We start from the raw sequence: 21854 nt of genomic DNA, 5'->3' as shown, positions 1-21854 counted from the left end.
TGTGCACAAAAAAGAGTTTCGGGGGTTGTAGTTTGATATGAAGAAACGAGGAACGTTATACGGATGGCTGGCCTGCGTCAGTATTTTCTTTATTGTGTATGCGCTAGTGAAGAACTATTGGATAGACCCTGAAGCTTCAAGCTTTTTAAGCCATAAGACCGGTTCGAAGCGTGAGCTTCATCTTCCGATTTGGCTGAATGTCATGTACGTTCATGTTGCGTTTGCATGTTTGGCCATGGCGTCTGGATTACTCAACTTCTCTAATCGGATTTTTGAAAAGAGCCGCAGGTTCCACCGTATAAATGGTTATGTTTACATTGTGTCCGTAGCGCTTGTTGTACTGACTTCCGGTTATATGGCCCCTTACGCTACTGGAGGGAAAATAAGCAGTATCGGTTTCAATGCGCTTAATATCATCTGGCTATTCATTACGATTACCGCTCTCATTCAAATTAAACAGAAACGAATGGTTCAACACCGGAACTGGATGATTCGAAGTTATGCCTTTTGCTTCACGAACATGTTGATTCACCTCATCACTTCCCTTTTTCATCTGGGATTCGGGTTGGCTTATGTTACAAGCTACACTGTAAGTATTTATGGCTCTATTGCTTTGCTGCTAGTTATTCCAGAATTCATCATCAGAATGAACTTCAAATCAAGAACAGCCCCCGAATAATTTTTCGGAGGCTGTTCTGCATTCTAGGTTGCATCTGCCGTGAGTGGTAGCTTTACTTAGTTAACATCAGCTTACAGCGGCAGTCAAACGAATCACGGTTAACTCCGGTTTTGCGAAGAAGCGCAGAGGCATTCGGGTGGTTCCGATTCCTCGGTTGACATATAGCTTTAGCGGCTTGCTTTGGCCTTGCAAGGAGTATAGTCCTGCGACATATTTGTGAGCTAATGCAGTTGTGATAAGCGGTTTGATCAAAGGAATTCTGACTTGCCCTCCATGGCTATGGCCGGACAGCTGCAGGTCAATCGGATATGCGCTCAATTGATCCGCAACATCAGGTTCATGAACGAGTAGCAGGTTGAAATCCTCTTTACGGAGCGATTGCAGCGTACGCTTAACTTGCGGCTTTCCAAGCAAAAAATCATCGAGTCCGGCTATGTTTATTTTATCCCCTGTGGCGGTACGGATCGTATGCACCTCATTAACCAATACGGTAAATCCCGCGTCCTCCATGTATTGCTTATACTTTTGGCTGCCGCCGCCTCCCCTGTCGTGATTTCCGTAAACCGCATATTTTCTGAGAGGGGCATTTATTTTCGCTAACACTCGCTGTGCTTTCTTTCTATTTTCCGAGCCAAAGCGTGTGTAATGATCCATTAAATCTCCAGTGAACACCACGATATCTGGATTCAGACGATTCATACGATCAACTAAAGATTGAAGCTGATCCACCGAATAATCGGGACCCAAGTGGGTGTCAGAGAATTGCACAATTTGAATTCCATTCATTGATATTGGCACAAATTCATTGACGATATCCAGGCGAGTTACTGCCAGAGCTTTAGGTTCAATCTCCCTTGCATAACAGCCGATTCCTAATAGAACAAGCAATATTGCAATGGTGATCTTTCTCCATTTCACTTCGTCAGGCTTTCCTTGATCTCATTCCAAATCGGATTGTCTGCCGTACCGCGTGCTGGCTGCTCTCCTTTTTCAATAGCATCCCAATACTTCCAGTTGGGCTTCTCACTGCCTAATTCATAGTCCATCCCATCCCATGTATCTTCACGAAATGCATAGAAAGCCCAATGCCATCCGTATTCATTAAAGATAGATATTAGATCCGCCATGTATCGATCTGCACCTTGAACCATTCGGTTCGTTCCGAATTCCGAAGCTATAATCCGGTTCGCAGGTATGTTATGATCAGAAGCCCACTTGGCGACAGGCTCGACAAATTGTTTCAGAGTCTGACGGTTAAACTCTTTTTCAGTCTTATCATCTCCAACCTTTACGCTCCCCGGATAAGAATACGTAAATCCTTTTTTCTTGTTCTGGCTTGTCATCTCATAAGGCTCATACATATGAAAAGCATACAGCACGTTAGGATCATCAATCGGTTTCAGATACGTAAAGGCCCAAGGCGTTGCGTAGAGCCCCGAATCCAAAATGATGGGAGTTGTCTGGTCTACCGTCCTGATCTCTTTGGTTATCGTGTCATAGAGTGAATTCAGATCAGCTGCGGTATGTTCCACTTTGGCATACCACTCTGAATAATCCTGCGTCCAGAAGTCATGAAAACCCGTACCCGTTTCCGGATGAGGCTCATTAATCAGGTTATAGCCGATGACGGCAGGATGATTCTTCAATCGTTGTGCAAGATCCTTCCAAAACTGAGCGGCCTGCTTGTGATATTCAGTATCATTCCAGATCCGATCATCATTTTTGGCCCCGTTGAACTGCCGCCAACGATCTCCCGGTAAGCTAAGCACCGTAATAATCACTTTCATCCCTTTAGCTTCCGCGGCGTCCAGATCCGCTTTGAGTCGGGCAAAATCTTCTTCCACGATACCTTCGTACTTATCCGAGCTGCCTATCAAAAAATCTGCGTTGATATTGGCATCTGGCTTGTCGTTAAACAAAAAATCTCGATCCTTACTCCACTTATCGGGCGCAAGCCGTACAAACTCTATGCCCTGTTCCTTGGCTGCTTCATAGTTGTCAGGGAGGGATGTGGAGTTCATAAAATTAGTCCCTTTTCGCTGTTCATTCCAATAGCTCATTTTCTCCGAAGGAACGGCCTCCTTCTCCTCCTGACTACTGTTCATCCCTGAAATCTCCAATGGCTTTGGAGAAGCTGAATTAGAACTGCATCCAGCTAGTGCAATCAAAATGGCCGCTGAGAGTAAAACATTTTTTCCGATAGGCCAACTCGATTTGGTTGATATTTTCTTCAAAGTCAATCACCTCGATAGCCATCTTACCCGTTGTCTGTTACGCCAATATGACAAAACGAGCTATTATCCAATCGGAGTTCCATCGGGCAGTTTGATATCTGGTTTTAACAGAACGACATCCCCTTTTTCGGGTATTCCTCCCAGAACCAATACCTCTGATTTAAACCCGGCTATCCGGCGCGGTGGAAAGTTGACTACCCCTATGATTTGTTTCCCGATCAGTTCCTCGGCGGCATATCTTTTAGTAATTTGTGCACTAGAATTTTTTATTCCAATGTCTTGCCCAAAATCAATCTCAAGTTTGATCGCAGGCACTTTCGCTTCTGCAAAAAACTCAGCTTTTGTAACGGTTCCGACGCGAATATCCAGTTTCAAAAAATCATCAATGGTAGCCATATATATATTCTCCTCTTCTACTTGTCTAATGGTTAGAATAATTCCTGTAAATTCATGTCAAGTTCGATACTCAGAAACGTTAGAAGTGGTATAAGGCAATGATTTTGCCCAAAAATAAACCCCCATGCCGAGTACGGTCAGCATCCCGCCTATAAACTGAAACAGAGAGATGGTTTCTCCCAGAAATACAAAGGCGAGTATGATGGCAAGAACAGGCTCTCCAATAATACCCACAGATAAAGTCGTTGCGCCTAAAGATTTCAATAATAGATTAATTAGTAATTGTCCAAAGATGGTTGGAATTATGGCAAGCAACAAGAAATACATCCAATCTGAAGTGTTATATCCGGTCAGGGAGATATGATTGAATAGACTGTAGATAAGCAAGACACTTCCCGCAAGGAAGAAAACAATAACGCTGTACACATTTGCATTGATTTTATGACTTACTTTTTGTCCAGCAAGCATATATGCCGAAACCGCGATTGTACCTAATAAAGATAATCCATCTCCGATCAGTGCCTCTCTTGACACCCCGATGTCGCCCCATGCGATAATGACTGATCCTGCAAGAGCAGTGACCATGCATAGGATGGTAACCATGTTTGCTCGTTCCTTGAAGATGAAGTATGACCCGACCATTACAAATAAGGGCTGCAACGATAAAATGACCATGGAACTTGCAACAGAGGTATGCACCAATGACTCCATCCAAAATAAGAAATGTAACCCGAGAAAGAGTCCGGCTAACAACACAACACTCCAATCTTTTTTGTTCATCTTAAGGTTTCGAAGACTTTTCCAAGGTACAAAAGGAAGCATTAGTATTACGGTTATGAACAATCTGTACATCCCAGCTACAGAGGTTGGCGTCTCTGAGGACTTTATCAATATGGAAGAGATTGAGATGGACAAAATGCTGATAAATAGCAGCATGTACGGATGAGGCGGATACAACGATTTATTCATTTCTAAACTTGCTCCTTCAACATGTTCTATCCAAATTCTGTGCACAGGATTATAGTGATAAAACAAAGATTGGATATAATAATATCATCGTTAATGTTTTAATTGTGTAATAATATCGCTATATTATATATAAATATCATCTTCGAAAGGATACATTTAAATGTCAAAGCAGCTTCACGAGACGATCCTTTTCCCTGATGCTTCATTTCCATACATTATGTACACAGCTAATTCCGAGAAAATTATTCCTGAAGGTAGAGGATTTAATGACCTGCATTGGCATGAAGAACTACAGATTACATTGGTTACTCAAGGAAGGTTAGTTATACAGGTAAACGGTATGGATCATGAGCTATTGGCTGGTCAAGCTATCCTAATTAATAAGGGAGTTCTGCATGTTACGACGCATCTGACCCACAACGGACAATATGTGAGCTTTAATTTCCCTGAAAAGCTATTAGCCTTCTACGCGGATAGTGCCATGGAGAAAAATTATGTATTACCTTATACGGACTCTGCCCTGGTTTCGCTAGTAATCAAGGGCGATGTAGAATGGCAACAGATTGTGCTAGATATGTTATGGGATATGAAAAAGAGATTTGATATGAAAAAAAAATGGGGATGGGAATATGAGGTTTCCATCAAAACCGTACAATTGTGGTTAATTTTGATTCATAATATTACGCTTTCCTCCGAGGAGGCGCCCAAATATGTAAAACTTCAGCAAGAGCGCCTTCAACTCATGCTCAGCTTTATCCATCAGCAGTATTCAACGAATATTACCCTGCAAGAAATTGCTGATACAGCACATCTGAGCATCTCGGAGTGCACACGGAGTTTTAAGAAGACCATTCATATGACACCGTATGATTACTTAATTAAGTACCGGATCAAAAAGAGCATGGAGTTATTAATTTCAACCGATTATACAGTAACTGAAATAGCTCATAGGGTTGGTTTTAACCATGTAAATAACTTCATTCAGTCTTTCAAAAAACATCAAAACCAAACGCCTAAGGGTTTTCGGAATTCGAGTAATGAGATCAAACAACAAAGAAAGAATTAGTCTGTTTTCTCTGTTGTTCTGCTCAAAAAAACCAATCCGCTTTCCGGATTGGTTCTTCTTCTTACATTACTTAAATCCAACATTAAGTCCATATACCGGATGAGGTACATACGGCTCTTCCAAGCGCGCCATTTCTTCTGATGTTAATGCAATCGACAGAGCTTCAGCTGCATTTTCGAGATGGGATGTCTTCGTAGCGCCAATTATCGGAGCCGTAACCGGATTCTTGTGCAGCAACCAGGCAAGAGCGATTTGTACACGGGGAACGCCGCGTTTTTCGGCGATTTCTGCAACCCGCTCTACCACCAATTGATCGGTGCTGGCTGTCGCATCGTATTTGGCCTTTTGAACCTGATCCGTCTCGGAACGTTGTGTTGTTTCCTGCCAATCCCTGGTCAACCGGCCAGAAGCAAGTGGGCTGTAAGGAATTACTCCGATTTTCTCTTCCTGACAAAGAGGCATCATTTCCCTTTCCTCTTCACGGTAGATCAGGTTATAGTGGTTCTGCATCGATACAAAGCGGGTCCATCCATTTCTCTCGGCAACATACAAAGCCTTTTGGAATTGCCACGCTGACATGGCAGATGCACCAATATATCTTGCCTTCCCTGCCTTCACCACATCATGTAATGCTTCCATGGTCTCTTCAATAGGGGTATGGTTGTCCCAGCGGTGAATTTGATACAAATCCACATAGTCCGTTCCCAGCCTCTTGAGGCTCTTGTCGATCTCACTCATAATTGCCTTTCGAGAAAGTCCGGCGCCATTCGGACCATCATGCATGCGGGAAAACACTTTTGTTGCAAGGACAATTTCATCTCGATTAGCGTAGTCCTTGAGAGCCCGACCGAGGATTTCCTCACTTGTTCCGCCTGCATATACATTTGCTGTATCAAAGAAATTAATACCTAACTCCAAGGCTTTCTGAATGACGGGACGACTATTCTCTTCATCCAGCACCCATTGATGAAATCCATGCCCTGGTTCACCAAATCCCATGCAGCCAAGACAAAGTCGAGATACTTCCATGCCTGTCTTTCCTAATTTCACATATTCCATTGGTTAATCCTCCTCAGACATTTAGGTTGAGACAACGTTGTAACGCATGAGACAAGAATAACAAGAAAATAGATGCATTTCTTTGCTGCTAAGCTCATTGGATTTGTTTATTTAGCTCATTTGTCTCAAATAATGAAAAAAAGCGTTTCACGATATTTTATCGCGAAGCGCTTTACTCAACAGTGGTACATAGTCACTTATGCTTAAAGTATGGACCGATTAAGCTGGCTTTATGTTGTTTTTCCCTCGCTTCGTTTGCATTGCTGTCTAAACTCCGAGGGCGGAAGCCCGACCTGAAGCTTAAACACTTTGGAAAAATGAGCAACGTTTTCGAAACCTGTTGAGAAACAGACATCGGTAACGGACAGAGACGTCTCGGCCAACAGTTTCTTGGCTTTATCCAGCCTCTGATTACGAATCCATTTCAAGGGTGAAGTGTGGTAGAGGTCCTGAAAATCCCTTTTGAAGGTAGACAGGCTTTTGCCGGACAAATAAGCCAGATCACTTATGGAGATGGGATTGGTGATATTCTCCTCCATTATTTTGCCGAAGTTACTGTTTTTATCATGATTCGGTAGCAGAAGTTGGTGTAAGAAATGATCGTTGGCCTGCGCCAGATGAAACAGGAGTTCCATGAATTTGAGGCGGATCAGACCGTCTTTTACCTCATCTGGATTTTCGAAATAGGGTTTCAATGACGCTATATAAGAGCGAGTGAGTTCATTGACCGGAATAATGGACACCGGCATGATTTCATTCACGGTATCCGTCGGTTTGAAGCCAGAAAACTGAATAAACTCCGCAAGCATATTTTCGTTCAGGAAAAACATCATATAGTCCAGTATGAACTCCGATCCTTGTTCACCCGACTTTATGTAATCAATGCGAATTGATTTGTGAAGAAACACCATTTCATTACTGCGTACAGTGTACTCCTGATCCATGAATCGAACCGTGTAGATGCCTGATATAACGAACAACAACATATGATCTTTCAGAAAATAGGAGCCTGTTGTCCCTTGTGTGTGTAAACAGAATTGAATGACGGATAACCCATTCTGCTTTAAGCTTCCTTGTTTGTCTGGTGCACGTTCCAGTCCTTGTGGTGCTTTCATTATCTTTCCGTTTCTCATGGACATGAATTAGTCCCGCCTTTTTAGCTTTTAATAATAGAATAACAGGAAACGGAATTCAATGCATTTTGGGCTTCTCTAACCTACGTTAGTGCTCTAACAACTTCTCCACTGGAGCCGTTTTCCGTCAAGGAAGCGAGATTAACAATTTTATCAACAACTGAATTCGGTTCCTTCTCACCCCTTGGATTTTGTTCAGTTCTCAAATTGCCCGGATCGAACATATTAACCAATATTCCATGTTTTGCTTCCTCAATTGCTATCGTTCTCATTAATGCCTCCAGCCCGGCTTTGGCAGCTGAATATGCCCCGAATCCCGGATAGTTCAGATTGGCCATTATGGAAGTAATGGATACAATGCGTCCATAATGCTGAGCTCTCATGATTGGAAGAAATGTTTTGGTCACCAAAAATGGACTATATAAATTGAGGCGGATGTTATCATCCCATGTTTCCAATGTCATATCATGAATGGGGATGTGCGCACCTGTACCCCCTGCGTTGTTGATCAATACGTCTATCCGTCCTGTCTGCTCCAGCACTTGGTCACGGAGGCGCTGAACGTCATCCTGATCCGTTATATCCGCAGGAATGATCAAAGATTGGCCTCCTGAGTTTTTTATGATCTGTGCCACGTCCTGCAATTTTTCTTTTCGACGTCCAACTAAAACAACTTGTGCTCCCTCTTCAGCCAGTTTTATCGCCACAGCTTTACCAAGGCCGGTTCCTGCACCTGTAACAATGACTACTTTATTCTTCATCAATACCATCTTCAATCCATCCTCTCAGATTGTTATTATGAAGCGAACAATTTGAACCATTATCTAAAATGGCGTACTTAAAGGATAAGAGGAGAGTTCTCCACTTAACCTCTATTAAATATTAAACGGAGAGTTCTCCTCTTGTCAACATTGTGACTTTAAGACAAGTGTCAGATATGGCGAATGTGATGGATGGTTTCTACAAAAAGAAAAACAGCCCCGTGATTAGGGCTGTAGGGCTGTTCATTGAAAATGTATGTGCACTCATGGTTCAGAAAGGATCATCTGCGAAACAGAGTCTCGCTCGACACACTGTATATTGATCCTATAAGTAGACTCAACAGCTTCTCCTTTTAACATTTGAATGAGTACATGTCCAGCAAAGGAGCCTGCATCTGTTTTGGGTTGTCGAAAAGTCGTAAGAGGTGGATTTAAGTATTCGGTTACATGTATGTTATCAAATCCAATAATGGATAGATCTTCGGGTATGGAAACCTGGTGTTCTTTAAATGCCTCTAAGCCACCAATGGCCATTTCATCATTCGCAAAAAAGACTGCCGTTGGAAGCTCTCCCTCCATTAGCAACTTGGCTGCGTTGTAGCCACCTGTTTTCAGAAATTGGCCGCCAAGTCTCCAATTCTCATTCTCTTCCACCCCTGCTTCATGCATAGCTCTCAGATAACCCTGATATCGCATCAGATTACAATCCGAACTTAAAGGCCCGCTAATATAGGCTATTGCGCGGTGACCTTTATCCAGAAGAAAACGGGTTGCCATATAACCACCTTGCTCATCATCCATCAGAACATTTACAATATGCTCACTATGGAGTTCCCGGTCCATCACTACAATAGGAAATCCCGTTTCGGCAGCCTGCAACAACAACTCATCTTCAATATTTTCAGCGATTACAATCACGCCGTCCAGCCTTCTCTCCCTGATAAAGCGTGCAGCTGTCGATCGCTCTCCGCCTAAAGAGCTGCATACGATCAAGTCGTATCCCTGACTTATGGCGCTGGATTCAATCCCACTCACCAAGTCGGAAAAATAGGGGACGGACATATCATGAACAATAACACCAATCGTTTGTGTGTTTTTTCGCTTTAATTCGGATGCGGCTCCATGCTTGATGTAATTAAGCTCACTTGCTGCTGCAAGTACTTTCTGTCTTGTGTGCTCACTTACATGTTTTTTGCCGTTGAGTACATAGGACACGGTTGAACTCGCGACACCCGCTAACTTTGCTACGTCTTTAATCGTTATCATTAAATACTCCCCAAGAAGACTGTTATTGGTTCACTGACACATGAATTCTTATATCTTTCACCGCATTTTAACACAGTCATCTTGGGAAGTGCACAAAAAGTTACAATACAATCATTCTGAAATTTCAAAATATATTATCGATCAGGTCCAAATACAAGATTGGCAGATTGTTTGGCTTGTTCAATAACCTCCATCACCTTCTCGCTATGCTCAAGCATAGCTGTGACTTTCTCCAGATCTTGTTCACGAATCATACGCTCGAATTCAACAAACTCGTCATACATGCGATGAGGATGATCCTTAATATCTACCCGAATCGGCGTTTCCTTATGAAGCGCAAGATCAAAGGATTCACATTTGTTGGCCGAGCTCGTCATATGGATATATCCTTTATTCCCTTGGATGTTCATTGCATTGGGGGCTGTGCTGTCTTTGGAGCCTATGCAAACACACTTGAACTCACCGTAGTCCAAAAGCAACATGCCTGAAGTGTCAATTCCGCGTTCCACGTTGGCCCAGTATTCCACCTTCTTCGGGCTTCCGAAAAGCCCTACGACCAGATGAATATTATACAAATTAATATCCATCAAGGCTCCACCAGACATTTCCGGATTAAATGCTGGCAGCACTTCTCCAGCCTGAAAAGCCTCATAGCGGGATGAATATTGGGAATAGTTACACTCCACAATTTTGATGTCACCCAGTTTGCGCAGATTCTCCTTCATAGACAAATAGTTCTTCAAATATTGGTTTGTGATGGCTTCGACCAACACTAGCTGTTTTTGCCGTGCAGTCTCTTTAAGTTCAAGAAATTCTTGCAGGTTGGAAGTGAACGGCTTCTCACAGATAACATGTTTGCCGCCCAATAACGCTTCTTTGGCATATGCATAATGAAGATGATTCGGAAGCCCGATATAGATCGTATCCACTTCATCATTCGTAATCATTTCGCTATATTCTAAATGTATTCGAGCAATTCCATACTGCTCTTGCAGAGTCAGCAATTTATCCAGATGACTAGGTCTGGAACATATGGCCTCCAAGGTAATCGCTGGAATTTCATGAATAAAGCTCAATAGATCCTTTACAATCATTCCAGCTCCGACAATTCCGAGTTTCATATTAGTTACACTCCTCCATACCTTTTTCTAATATTTCCATAACCGCGATCGTTTCTTGGTCTTGAATCACTTTTTCTTTGCCATGGTTGATGGCTTCATAGATATCGTCGTACACTATTGCATAATCGCCTTGTTCAGAAGTTACTTTTTCTTCATGATAGATTCCTTCTTCATCCAGATACGTCAGTACGCCATAGTGCTGAGGCATATCCTTACCAAAATCGGGATGTCCTTTGGGAAGGTAAAATAACTTCAGATGTTCCTCTTGACGATCCTCAGTTTGTTTTACGAATACCCCCTTTTTGCCGTATACTACAAAACTCGGGCGTGGCTTTAAGCGGAAAAAGCTGGATTTGACTGATACTTTCAGCGAAGAATAATAAAAGTCTAGATCGAAATAATCATTCATTCTGCCAGGACCCAGTAATTGACGAACATCGTAATGTATCTTGTCCGGTTGCCCGAAATAGGATAATACCTGATCAATGGTGTGAACACCGTGCCCGTATAAATAACTTTTGTATTTGGAAAAATGGGTGGTAGCATTCGGAATCTCCGGTCGATAATAATCGTAATGCATCTCCACTTCCAGCAAATCGCCAAGCTTTCCTGATTCAATCACTTTCTTGGTCGTCAGAAAATCCGAGTCATATCGTCGGTTCTGATAACATTGAATCAAGAGATTTTTTTCTTTGGCGTATTGGAAAATGGATTCGGCTTCTTCTTTGGTCAGCATAAAAGGTTTTTCAACAAGTACATGTTTTCCGTGATCAAGTGCCCTCTTTGCATACTCATAATGGGATTCGGTATGTGTACAGACCACGACCAACTGAATGTCATCGTCATTCATTAAAGCTGCAAGATCATCTGTATACAGAACACCAGGAGCCTTCTCCCACTCTGTTTTCTCCGGATGACGGGCGTATATCGTTTTTACTTTCAAATGATCCCGATTCAATGAAAAAGGAAGATGATAACGATTTGTACTTTTGCCATTGCCAATATAACCGATGGTTAACATATGAATTCCCCCTTAGGCTCTTTTTCATTTATTATAGAAGAAGAAAATCCTCCGGAGGAGCTTTGAAGAAATTACGGTACATTTGACCAATAATTCGTATTTCGGATGCCCTCTCTTTAAACAAAATGTTTACTGGACGCTCTACATCAACGTTATTTCAATGAATCCGGGGTGAACCTGTTGAAAATATTGACCCAATTAACAGACATGAACAACTTTACACCAAATGAAAAAAGCATTGCTTCTTATATTCTGACTCATAAGGAGCTAATGCTTCACTTGAATATTCAAGAGCTTGCCAAAGCTACATACACGTCACATTCTGCCATCAATCGATTGACTCATAAGCTTGGACTTTCGGGGTTTAAGGAGTTCAGCATTAAGCTTGCTCGAGAGTTTCAACAAGATGCTCAGAACATCTCCAATATCGATCCCAATTATCCGTTCGCTCTCGGTGAATCTTCACTCCAGGTGGCAAAAGATATAGCTGAACTAATGAAAGAAACGATTGAGAAAAACTTTGCTTTTATGGATGAAGCCTCTCTAACAGAAGCAGCCCATTTGCTCGATCAGGCGAAACGAATCTTCATCTATGCGTTGGGGGATTCTCAGATTCGCGCGAAGAGCTTTCAGAATAAATTGATTAAAATCAATAAATACGTCGTGATCACAACAGAGCTATCTGAATGGGCCTACCACACCATAAATCTTACCCCACAGGATTGCGCCATTTTTTTGACCTATCATGAAAAATCGCCCATTTTCCTAAAGGCAGCCCAACATTTCTCGCGTGAAAAAATTCCATTTATTACGATTACCGCGAATCATCAAAGTGAGTTGGCCAAAATGAGCACGATCTGTATCCAGGTGCCGAATGACGAAACAAAACATGCAAAGATCGGTACATTTTCATCACAAATTGCCTTTGACTACGTATTAAACGTGATTTATTCCTGTATTTTTCAAATTGACTACGCCAATAACATGCAAATGACTACTTATTCGTTGAAGAATTTCAATTTGGATGAGTGATATGAGAGGTCCGGGTGTAGAACCAGGTAATTACAACATACCAAAAAACCTTCAAGAACGAAGCCTTGAAGGCTTTTTGGTATGGTTTTAGAGTACTTTCTCCAGGAAGCTGATCGTCCGTTCATTTTTTGGATTTCCGAATATTTCATCAGGAGTGCCCTGTTCTACAACATATCCACCGTCCATGAAGACAACCCGATCCGCAACTTCACGGGCAAACCCCATTTCATGGGTCACGATAATCATCGTCATACCTTCGCTCGCAAGATCCTTCATTACACCAAGGACTTCGCCTACCATCTCGGGGTCGAGCGCCGAAGTTGGTTCATCGAATAACATAACGTCCGGATTCATGGCAAGCGCACGAGCGATTGCTACGCGCTGTTTTTGTCCGCCCGAAAGTTGGTTGGGATAGCTGTCAGCTTTATCCGACAAACCAACCCGATCCAGCAAACGAAGTGCCGTATCGCGTGCTTCCTGTTCTTTTAAAATCCCAAGTTCTCTGGGTGCAAACATGATATTTTTGAGCACGCTGAAATGAGGAAACAGGTTAAAATGCTGAAATACCATACCTATGTTCTCGCGAGCTTTGTTAATGTTCGTTTTGGGATCATTTAGATCCCGATCATCTACGATAACCCGTCCAGCTGTGATCTCATCTAACTGGTTAATGCAGCGCAAAAACGTACTTTTACCTGAACCTGAAGGTCCAATGACACAGACAACTTCACCTTCGTTGACCGATATATCGATGCCCTTCAACACATGGTTCGTGCCAAAACTTTTCTTTAATCCTTCAACGTTAATTTTACCCACGACGAACCCTCACCTCCAGGTAGTCAGCAATTTTAGTCAATGTGATGATAACAATCAGGTACATAATCGCAACAGTCAACCAAATGTCGAAAGAGGCGAAAGTTCTTGCGATGACAATCTTACCGGATTGCGTCAACTCCACCAGACCAATGACGGACAAGATCGACGTATCTTTCAATGTAATAACCATCTGATTAATAAATGAAGGAATCATAACCCGTATGGCCTGAGGGATTACAATCTTTATCATCGCTTTGCGATAAGGAAGTCCCAATGAACGGGCAGCTTCCATCTGTCCACGATCAATCGATTGAATACCCCCGCGTATAATTTCCGTTACGTACGCCCCTGCATTCAGACTCAACGTGAGAATGGCGGCCAGGAACAGTGGCATGGTGAAGCCCATGGCCTGAGGAATTCCGAAATAAATAAAGAATGCCAAGACGATCAACGGTATCCCGCGGAAAATATCCACAAATACAGTAGCGACCCCACGAAGGAACTTATTTTGACCCACTTTCATAAAGCCAAAGATCAAGCCGATGATAAAAGCGAAAAACAGCGAAATTATCGTATATAAGAGGGTATTTCCCAAACCTTTGAACAGTGCCGGCAGAGATTTTTGGACTAATTCCCAACGACCTTGGTTTGCGACAACGGCATTTTCACCAAGATATTTCTCGGTAATGCGCTTAAATTCACCGTTAGCCTTGATATTCACTAATCCTTCATTAAACATTTTTAGAAGTTCCTGGTTTCGCCCTTTACTTACTGCAAATCCGTAGGAAGCCCCGTCTTCTTTCTTGGTCACGATTTTCAAACCGTTATTCTGATTTGTCCCAAATCTTAGAACTGGTTCATCTTCAAAACATGCAATCGAGTTTCCAGTTTTCACATCATCATACATTTGCGAAGAATCGTCGAATGGAACAATGGTAAAACCATATTTTGAGGCGATGGATTCAGCAAAGCTGTATCCTTCTGTGCCCGTTTTCACGGCGACCTTTTTTCCGCGAAGATCTTCGTAGCTTTTTACAGTATCATTATTGGCACTAATCCCCATAACAACGCCTGATTCATAGTAATGCTCTGAGAAATCAAACTTTTGTTTCCGTTCATCTGTAATACTCATCCCGGCAATAACGCCATCCACCTGATTGGACTCAAGAGCTTGCACAGCCGCATTAAATCCCAGGGCTTTGATTTGATAATTAAAGTTCTGGTCTTTGGCGATCGCATCCAGCAAATCCATATCGATGCCTACATAATCCCCGTTTTCATCTTGATATTCAAACGGTGCAAATGTGATGTCCGTACCGATCACATAGGTTTTACCTGAATTGGAGTTTGCATTGGCATCCCCCGACCATCCGGATAACCCCGCCACTAGGAGCAGAATTAGTGATAGTACAAAAAATGAGACCTTGGTTGTTTTCATATGTCCTCCTCATCTCGGTGTTCTCCGAATCCTAATCATTTTCTTGTCATTGATGTTACTGTCGTACATTTTTAGGTGTCTTTGCACATTATATTGTTATTATTTGCAGTATATTAACAATCAATGCTTTCCCTAACATTCTTCACTTTCCTCCGCAACGTTTTATTTGACATCCATTTAAAGATCCACGTTATATTTACCCTTCAGGACTACTTTTAAAAACCTAAATTGAACTTAAATAAAAAAAGTCGCCATATAGGCGACTCTATAACAAACAATATGATGATCTTCCGATGACAATTGCCAAGGTATTTAATCTTTCTTTATAAGAATGAACACTTCGGGTTATTCCTCAGCGAATAATTTTGAAAGTGGATTTTCCACTTTTTTATCCAGGGTTACCTTGCCCGTCTTGTCCAACATATAGTACTGATAATAAGCGCTGCTGAATCCAATGGATTGCTGCATCTTCATCATAAATGGTTCAAGACTCCCACTGCTCAGATGATCTTCATTCCAGAAGTAGTGCAGCATCAAACGATTTTGATTATAAGGGTGTTTGATCACATAGGCTCCAGCAGCAGACGGTTGGTTCATAGTCGTTTTCCATTTAAACCCGATATGGGTAGCACGGTCTATAATGCTGGATTTTAATGCTTGTACAAAACCATTTGATTTGGCGTTACCAAGTACAATCAGGTTGCTGGTAGCTAGTTCTTTTTTCATTTTTTGCTTCAATTCCTGCCGGTCCTGGATCAGGTCATACTTCACTCCGGTTAAATCCAGCAGAGTTGTCAGTTGGTTTACCATAGCTTCCTGTTGTTTGTTCGCTGCCTTGCTCTCCTGATCACTGAGCACAATGGCTAATGGCTCACCTTGAAGGGCTTTATCCATCACACGGCTCATCGTTTCAAAAGGTAAATTCGGAACCTGAGTTAATGCTGATTCATACAACGATTGAAACTGATCATGCAGATATGCCGTTTTCTCCTCGTTCGACAGTTGATATTCGGGCTTCAGCGCAAAATTAGGCACATATAAAGCCGTCTTCATATCATCTCGCGCCTCTTTCCCCAGTACATCTTCTATCGTTTGCAGAAGTCCGTCAATCGTAGCGTTTTGGTATACATAACGTTTAAAATACTCTTTCATAAAGGCATCGAATTTCTCTTCCCCGACGGAACGGTACAATTGGTATATCGCTTGGCGGCCTTTATCGTAATAAACTGGGCTTGCCCAATCTCCCACCTCGTCATTAGTTGAAGCAATGGCCTTATCCACAGTGGAATCGTCAAATTGGATGGACTTGAACCCATTCATCGTATCCCCCTGCTTCTCAGAAAAATACACTTTGGAGAAATCTGCAAATCCTTCGTCCAGGAAAGACTCTGTCTCCGAGTTATTCCCGATTAACGCATGAAACCACTGGTGCGCGATTTCATGCACAAATACGGTGTCCTGTTCTGGAGCAGAATTTATTCCGATTTGCCCCATTTGGATAAGCCTTGAATATTCGATAGCTACACCTTCTACATATGATTCAACAATCCGGAATTCAGGATAAGGGTATTTACCGTATTTATCACTGAAAAAATCAATGGCTTTGAATGCTTGATCAACATACCCATCAACGATCTTTTTCTTACCTGGCTGGTTGTCAAAATAATAATACTCTACGGTGAGGCCATTCCGGGTTACGCTGTCCACTTTGAAGTTCGGGCTGGCAAAGAAAGCAAACTCCCTCGTATTCTTGGCTACGGTGGATACCAGTTTGCGTCCAGTCTCTGCATCCTCCCGTGTGGTTATCGTACCAGGCATAACTACCTGATATTGATCGGGAACATTGAACTGAACTTCATAATCCGCGGAAGTATAATAATCCGTTTCAAATGTTTTACTGTAAGGTTTGCTATCCCATTCATGCTTGGCCTCGTCATAGACTGACATTACAGGGAACCAATGAGCCCCATTGATAATATCTTTGTAATACGATAACCGCTGTGAGCCATAGGGAATCTTCAGATTAAAATGGACTTGAACCGTCACGGATTCACCAGGCTGAAGGGGTTGCTCCAATTTCACCGACATCGCTTGGTCTTTATTACTGAAATCAAGGGCTTGCCCACCGGTCGTCACCTTCTCAATATCAATTCCTCCAAGAAAGTCTTCCGGTTTCTTATCAGGGTTATTTTTGCTAATCTCTTCATTGGAATGTTTAAACATGGTCGTCTGTGTCGATTCCGAAAGATTGGCATCAGCATAAGCATGAAAAACCAGTTGCTTCAATGTATCTTTGCTCGTATTTCTGTAAGTAATGGATTCACTCCCCTCTATGGTCATCTTCTTCTCATCCAGCCGGGCTTGAATTCGATATTGGATAGGCGCTTGAGCCTGAATATCTTTTGTGGCCTGTGAAATAGCAGATACAGGAGCTGCATTAGCGGCAGCACTACCCGTACTTATGATCGGGCATGTGGTCAGAATCATAGCGAGTGCGCTGATGGCTGTTATTCTGATTCGATTTGATGTGTATGAACGTGAATGATTGATATAAATCTCTCCCTCGAATGATTTTTGAAGCTCAGAGGCAAGTATAGAAGATCAACCTTACACTGGATTAATGCGTATCTTAAATTTCGTTTAAAAAAAGAAGCTGTTTGTATTAAATGAGCACGCTATATCGGATTGTCTCCGCTTCAATTTCGAAAGCAATATATGACTACGTAATGATGTGAATTGTGAGATTCGACACTATAACGTCTGCGTTGCCGATGATTTCTGGCGTCGTAAGGTCATCATGATTAAAGATGCAGCTAATACCGTCAGGATGATTCCGAGCATTTGAAATCCTATAAAACTGAATGTGTCTCCCATGACAATTCCAATCAACAACGATGACAAAATGGTCCCCAGATATCTCGATGTATTAAAAATACCTGAAGCGACACCGATCATATCTTTGGGTGTGCTCTTAAACAAAGCCGCCTGCATACCAACACTGTTGAGCCCATTACTTATACCAAATACAGATAAGGGCAAGATGACATTCACCACTGGTGAAGTCTTATCCAATGCCACAATCAAGATGGACCCGAACGTCATTAACACCGCTGAAACGATCAAAGCTGGCCGTGTACCTGATTTGTCAATCCAGCGTCCGGCAAAAGGAGAACTGATGAGTGAACATAAACCGAGGGTTAGCATCATTAGTCCTGTATGAACTTCGTTCAGATGGCGTACCTGCTGTAAATAAGATGGCACACCAAAAAACAGAGCGTAAAACAGAGTGTTAACCAGCATAAATTGTACATTAACCCAGGTCATTTCAGGATATTTGGCAAATACTTTCAGCGGAATAAAAGGGGAGGCTGTTTTCAATTCATGTCGTATAAAACTTGCTAATGCAAGCAAACCGATCCCCCCTGCCATAAGGTGCCAAGTTAAAAGATGTCCGGTTGATTTAACGGAAAGCACGCTCATTAGCAGAGTCACCAATGCGACTGTGAACAAGAGTATGCCTTGCGGATCAATCAGCAGGAACCATTTCTTCATGGACATGTCACCATGGTTGGTTTTGAGGGTCGTTTCTTTGGGAATGGTTTTCCAGGCGAATATAAAGCTTGCGATCACCAATGGAATATTCACTAGAAAAATACTTTGCCAATCCCACCAATGGATCAATACACCGCCAATAAAAGGGCCTATCGCGGCTGCACCGGACAGGAACATCGCAAGGATAGACAGGGCAGCAGCCTGCTTCTCAGTAACGTGGATTCTTACAATCGCCATTCCGACGGCTACCATCATGCTTGTGCCAACAGATTGAATGATCCGAAATACGATAAGCCAAGAAAAGTCCGGAGATAACGGAGCTAACATGGAGGAACCAAAGACAACAACCAGACCGATAAGGAATATCTTTCTGCGGCCGAACAGATCACTGCACTTGCCCATGACCGGTTGAGCCACAGCACTTGCAATGTAAAAGGAAAAAATAATCCATGACACGGTCGTAACATCAAGTATAAACTCCTGTTGTAGTCTTGCAATCGCTATAGATATCATGGAGGAATTGAGCGGATTCAGCATGATTCCCAAGCCTACAGATATCATTAACCATATATTTCGAGCGTTCATTATGTATACCCCTCCTTCTTCTGTTGTCATCTTAATGGAATCCCTTTATTTATTCCAACGCATTTTATGTTATGATTTGATGAACTAAAAGGAATAAGAGAGTGGTGCGAAATGGAACTTCTTCAGCTACGCTATTTTCTAACGTTAGCCCGATGTGAACATGTTACGGAAGCTGCGGGTAAGCTGCATGTCACTCAATCCTCACTGAGCAAGACAATACAACGTTTGGAGGATGACTTGGGTGCACCGTTATTTGATCGATTGGGCAGAAAGCTGCGGTTAAACGAATTCGGAAGAACATTCCTCCGACGGACCGAAAAAGCCCTATTCGAATTGGAACAGGGAAAACAGGAAATTGCTGATCTCTCCAACCCGGATCACGGTACACTTCAATTGGCAGTCACTACAGCAAGCACATTACCAGGAATCTTGCGGGAATTCCGAAAAAATAAGCCGAATGTTCAGTTTCATGTACAAATGGTTACGTTGGAAGACATGTCCATCCTTCTCCACCGAGGCGAAATTGATTTTTGCCTGTCTTCCCCTCCAATCCAGGGAGATGATATCGAATGTCAGATGCTGTTCCAGGACCCGATTGTAATAGCTGTGCCTCTCGGTCATCGATATGCGGATCGAAGCAGCATCACATTAGAGGAGCTTAAGGATGAGTGGTTTGTGGGGGTGACAAAAGGATATGGTATTCGTGATCTGGTGGACTCCAAATGCCAATCCGTCGGATTCGTACCGAAGTATGTTTATGAAGGAGATGAGCCTGCAAGATTAACTGCACTTGTGGAGGCGGAGATTGGGATTGCCTTTATACCCAATACAGCAAGAAACCCGCAGGAACGCATTGTATATCTCCGAATCGAGGATCAGAACCTTGTGCGGGAAATTGCTTTATTGTCGCATAAAAACAGATATATCTCAAAAGCAGCTATCGCGTTTCGCAGCGTAGTTATAGATTATTTTGGTGCAATGTGCAAACCAATTGCTGAATGACCATTACAAAGACCCCGCTCACCGACGTAAGTGAGAGCGAGGTCTTTTGTTGTAGTCTTTTGTTGTAGTCTATCGATCATGCCTATTTCCGCCAAAAGGTTGAACAGTCTGCTTTTTCCGTAATGTTGAAATCAATCATTCGTTCCAGTAATGAAAAATCAACCGGCCCATCCCACCGGATACGCACCAACTCCTTGGTGTGCTCATAACCGGCCTTCACAATTTCATCGGAAAAATGATTAATCCCTGCCTTTTCAGGCGCCACAGCCAAATGATGTTTGGATACACTAAATCCAATAATAAATGTGCCATGATCGGTAAACATGGGCTGATTCCACGCTATTTTTGGTACTAAATTGGGGTATTTCTTGATAATCCATTCTAAAACTTCTTCCGTACGATCCCGATGTCCCAGGTTATCAATTCGTGCTAGATATTCTGCAAAAACGTCCATATTATCTTCTCCTAACCCAGATTTATTTCGCATACTTCATCTCATATTATCATGAAAATGAAATTGAAAAACCCTTTGCTCCAGATTCGCCAAAGGGCTGAAAAAATATATATTACTCAAGGACTACTTCACCGAAAGCAGGCTGTCCGAGATAAATTTCAGCTGACCTTCAAGCGATACAGGGTCGTTGTATGTATCGGAGGTCGGATCAAGCTGGAACACATGGCCCTCTTTGACCGCAGTTAGGTTTTTCCACACCGTATTATCATAAACAATCTTCGGATCGGTTGTATCTCCTGACCACGGGCTGGTGAAAATGATGTCGCCTGCATATTCCGGTAACACTTCCATCGAGATTGAGGCCCAGCCTGTGCCACTGTCAATTGCCTCTGTCTGAGCCCTTTTTGGTGCCTTCAGGCCAAATTCGTCATAGAGTATTTCACCACCACGACCGTAATTATGCCCAAATACAAATAATCCTTTGGCGTATGGATTCAAAATGGAAACTGTACGATCTCCCACAGCGGCAAGTACTTTTGGCTTGAGCTCATTGATCTTCGCTTCCCATTGCGAAATCCAGTCTTTTGCCTGGGCTTCTCTATTGGTTAGTTTACCCATCTCCAACATGAGGTCCTTGAAATTGCGCTTACCATATTGTAACTGTACCACTGGTGCAATCTGCGACAACTTGTCGAGACCCTCCATACTGGTGTATGCGATGATCAGATCAGGCTTTAGGCTGATCAGTTGCTCGGCTGTGGGCTGCTCTCCCAGATCTGTTGCCCCCTCACTTTTGAGCTGATCCTTGATGTACTTGTTGTTTATGGCGCCTGACGTTGCACCGACGACTGGAGCATCAAGTGCAACAAAGTACCCTGTTGAAAATGCCGTCAGATCGATGATCCGCTTCGGATCTACAGGTACTTGTACTTCACCTGCATCTGACTGATATGTAACGGTCTCTCCCTCGGCACCTGTTGTGGTAGCGGCACCAGACGCAGAAGTTGAGTCGGTTGATGATTCAGTGTCTGCAGCACCGGTTGTTGTTGTCTCCGTTGTATTGCTTGTCGTTGCGGCCTGACCGCATGCACTCAGTAAGAGCAATACAATCAATGCGGATATAATCCATATCGAATTTTTTCGTTTCAGCAAAATAAACCCACCTTTTTTCAAATGATATTGATAATCGTTATCAACGATACCATGCAATAGTACATTTGACAAGATGCTTTCATATTCGACAAAAGACAAAACAAAAAAACACCTACCA

Annotated in this window: 20 protein-coding genes and 1 pseudogene; 4 read left to right on the top strand and 17 right to left on the bottom strand. The window is 42.6% G+C overall.

From position 1 onward, the window contains the following. The first annotated feature begins 37 nt into the window (after positions 1 to 37). Positions 38 to 679, top strand: a complete 642-nt coding sequence (locus BUA17_RS05620) for a DUF2306 domain-containing protein (protein WP_063564982.1) — start codon at positions 38 to 40, stop codon at positions 677 to 679. Positions 680 to 745: 66 nt separating this feature from the next. Here the strand turns inward: BUA17_RS05620 and BUA17_RS05615 are convergent, their stop codons facing one another. The 5 genes and pseudogenes from BUA17_RS05615 to BUA17_RS31540 all read right to left on the bottom strand — a co-directional run. Next, the gene (locus BUA17_RS05615) at positions 746 to 1597 is read right to left on the bottom strand and encodes a metallophosphoesterase (protein ID WP_072732872.1); all 852 of its coding nucleotides are present in this window, start codon (positions 1595 to 1597) and stop codon (positions 746 to 748) included. Further along, entirely contained in the window at positions 1594 to 2784 is a 1191-nt protein-coding gene (locus BUA17_RS05610) for a glycoside hydrolase family 5 protein (RefSeq protein WP_072732871.1), read from the bottom strand. Before BUA17_RS05610 ends, BUA17_RS05615 begins: the two co-directional genes overlap by 4 nt. A gap of 192 nt (positions 2785 to 2976) precedes the next feature. Next, a complete protein-coding gene (csaA, locus tag BUA17_RS05605) occupies positions 2977 to 3309 on the bottom strand; it encodes a chaperone CsaA (RefSeq protein ID WP_063564985.1) in 333 nt (110 codons plus the stop codon). Between the two features lie 57 nt (positions 3310 to 3366). Next, a complete protein-coding gene (locus BUA17_RS31545; RefSeq protein ID WP_244552115.1) occupies positions 3367 to 3912 on the bottom strand; it encodes a DMT family transporter in 546 nt (181 codons plus the stop codon). A gap of 6 nt (positions 3913 to 3918) precedes the next feature. Next, positions 3919 to 4245 (bottom strand): annotated as a pseudogene (locus tag BUA17_RS31540) (EamA family transporter); the annotation flags it as partial. A gap of 193 nt (positions 4246 to 4438) precedes the next feature. On the opposite strand from BUA17_RS31540, the gene BUA17_RS05595 reads away from it, so the two are divergent. Continuing rightward, a complete protein-coding gene (locus BUA17_RS05595) occupies positions 4439 to 5344 on the top strand; it encodes an AraC family transcriptional regulator (RefSeq protein WP_072732869.1) in 906 nt (301 codons plus the stop codon). A gap of 66 nt (positions 5345 to 5410) precedes the next feature. On the opposite strand, the gene BUA17_RS05590 is transcribed toward BUA17_RS05595, so the two are convergent. From BUA17_RS05590 to BUA17_RS05565, 6 genes are all read right to left on the bottom strand, one after another. Further along, positions 5411 to 6403 (bottom strand): aldo/keto reductase, encoded by a 993-nt coding sequence (locus BUA17_RS05590; protein WP_072732868.1) that lies wholly within the window; start codon positions 6401 to 6403, stop codon positions 5411 to 5413. A gap of 230 nt (positions 6404 to 6633) precedes the next feature. Next, the gene (locus BUA17_RS05585) at positions 6634 to 7542 is read right to left on the bottom strand and encodes an AraC family transcriptional regulator (protein WP_072732867.1); all 909 of its coding nucleotides are present in this window, start codon (positions 7540 to 7542) and stop codon (positions 6634 to 6636) included. 77 nt (positions 7543 to 7619) lie between these two features. Continuing rightward, complete coding sequence (locus BUA17_RS05580) at positions 7620 to 8306, bottom strand: SDR family NAD(P)-dependent oxidoreductase (protein WP_072732866.1); 687 nt, start codon at positions 8304 to 8306, stop codon at positions 7620 to 7622. 255 nt (positions 8307 to 8561) lie between these two features. Beyond that, positions 8562 to 9563, bottom strand: a complete 1002-nt coding sequence (locus BUA17_RS05575) for a LacI family DNA-binding transcriptional regulator (protein ID WP_072732865.1) — start codon at positions 9561 to 9563, stop codon at positions 8562 to 8564. A 134-nt stretch (positions 9564 to 9697) separates the two neighbouring features. Continuing rightward, entirely contained in the window at positions 9698 to 10684 is a 987-nt protein-coding gene (locus tag BUA17_RS05570; protein WP_072732864.1) for a Gfo/Idh/MocA family protein, read from the bottom strand. Position 10685: 1 nt separating this feature from the next. After that, positions 10686 to 11705 carry a Gfo/Idh/MocA family oxidoreductase gene (locus tag BUA17_RS05565; protein WP_072732863.1) on the bottom strand — a complete coding sequence of 340 codons (1020 nt, stop codon included), beginning with the start codon at positions 11703 to 11705 and terminating at the stop codon, positions 10686 to 10688. A gap of 180 nt (positions 11706 to 11885) precedes the next feature. Between BUA17_RS05565 and BUA17_RS05560 the strand changes: the two genes are divergently transcribed. Then, the gene (locus tag BUA17_RS05560; protein ID WP_072732862.1) at positions 11886 to 12737 is read left to right on the top strand and encodes a MurR/RpiR family transcriptional regulator; all 852 of its coding nucleotides are present in this window, start codon (positions 11886 to 11888) and stop codon (positions 12735 to 12737) included. A gap of 87 nt (positions 12738 to 12824) precedes the next feature. On the opposite strand, the gene BUA17_RS05555 is transcribed toward BUA17_RS05560, so the two are convergent. The 4 genes from BUA17_RS05555 to BUA17_RS05540 form a co-directional block, all read right to left on the bottom strand. Then, positions 12825 to 13553 (bottom strand): amino acid ABC transporter ATP-binding protein, encoded by a 729-nt coding sequence (locus BUA17_RS05555; protein ID WP_072732861.1) that lies wholly within the window; start codon positions 13551 to 13553, stop codon positions 12825 to 12827. Next, positions 13546 to 14991, bottom strand: coding sequence for an amino acid ABC transporter substrate-binding protein/permease (locus tag BUA17_RS05550; protein WP_072732860.1), 1446 nt, complete (start codon positions 14989 to 14991; stop codon positions 13546 to 13548). Before BUA17_RS05550 ends, BUA17_RS05555 begins: the two co-directional genes overlap by 8 nt. 345 nt (positions 14992 to 15336) lie before the next feature. Continuing rightward, the gene (locus tag BUA17_RS05545; RefSeq protein WP_139295614.1) at positions 15337 to 17478 is read right to left on the bottom strand and encodes a M1 family metallopeptidase; all 2142 of its coding nucleotides are present in this window, start codon (positions 17476 to 17478) and stop codon (positions 15337 to 15339) included. Positions 17479 to 17742: 264 nt separating this feature from the next. After that, positions 17743 to 19128, bottom strand: coding sequence for an MFS transporter (locus tag BUA17_RS05540; RefSeq protein WP_072732858.1), 1386 nt, complete (start codon positions 19126 to 19128; stop codon positions 17743 to 17745). Between the two features lie 111 nt (positions 19129 to 19239). Between BUA17_RS05540 and BUA17_RS05535 the strand changes: the two genes are divergently transcribed. Further along, positions 19240 to 20130 carry a LysR family transcriptional regulator gene (locus BUA17_RS05535; RefSeq protein WP_072732857.1) on the top strand — a complete coding sequence of 297 codons (891 nt, stop codon included), beginning with the start codon at positions 19240 to 19242 and terminating at the stop codon, positions 20128 to 20130. Between the two features lie 82 nt (positions 20131 to 20212). On the opposite strand, the gene BUA17_RS05530 is transcribed toward BUA17_RS05535, so the two are convergent. Together BUA17_RS05530 and BUA17_RS05525 are read right to left on the bottom strand one after the other, a co-directional pair. Continuing rightward, positions 20213 to 20584, bottom strand: coding sequence for an iron chaperone (locus tag BUA17_RS05530; RefSeq protein WP_063565000.1), 372 nt, complete (start codon positions 20582 to 20584; stop codon positions 20213 to 20215). Between the two features lie 123 nt (positions 20585 to 20707). Beyond that, entirely contained in the window at positions 20708 to 21736 is a 1029-nt protein-coding gene (locus BUA17_RS05525) for an ABC transporter substrate-binding protein (protein ID WP_072733492.1), read from the bottom strand. Between the last annotated feature and the right edge of the window lie 118 nt (positions 21737 to 21854).

This window comes from Paenibacillus sp. ov031 (assembly GCF_900143165.1).
In the GTDB taxonomy this organism is placed as follows: domain Bacteria; phylum Bacillota; class Bacilli; order Paenibacillales; family Paenibacillaceae; genus Paenibacillus; species Paenibacillus marchantiae.
Note: the sequence above shows the minus strand (reverse complement) of the source record. Positions and strands in the feature narration are given on the sequence as shown.